Here is a 388-nt window from a genome sequence, read left to right on the forward strand (position 1 = left end):
TCCTCACGTGCATTTCTCAAAAGCAAACCGATTTTAAAAGATTCAAAATCCCTTTCGAGTTCGTCTCTTCGTTCAGTTCCCTTTTTTCCGTAAACTGTGTCTTTTATGTCTTTCCAACTTTTAGTTTCCATTGCCTTTATTTTTTTCTTTGTAGTATTCTTTCATTAATCGGACAGCTCTGTCAATTTCTTTTTTCGGTGTTTTTTGAGTCTTTTTGGTAAATCCGTTCAAGAGTATGACTAATTTACCTTTGTCAAAGAAGCAAAATACTCGCCAAATGTTCGAGCCTAATTTTATTCGAGCTTCAAATAATCCCTTATGGGTTTTCATTGGCGCCAAATATGTTTTCGGCACGTGCTGATAAGTTTCGATTATTTCAATGACCTTA

Annotated in this window: 1 protein-coding gene; it reads right to left on the reverse strand. The window is 35.1% G+C overall.

What is annotated here, in order from left to right; genetic code table 11:
- Positions 1–120 precede the first annotated feature (120 nt).
- Positions 121–388 (reverse strand): type II toxin-antitoxin system RelE/ParE family toxin (locus tag BFP77_RS13200; protein ID WP_099574504.1); only part of this gene is annotated, 268 nt, incomplete at its 5' end.

The sequence above is a fragment of the Maribacter sp. 4U21 genome, assembly GCF_002742365.1.
Classification (GTDB): domain Bacteria; phylum Bacteroidota; class Bacteroidia; order Flavobacteriales; family Flavobacteriaceae; genus Maribacter.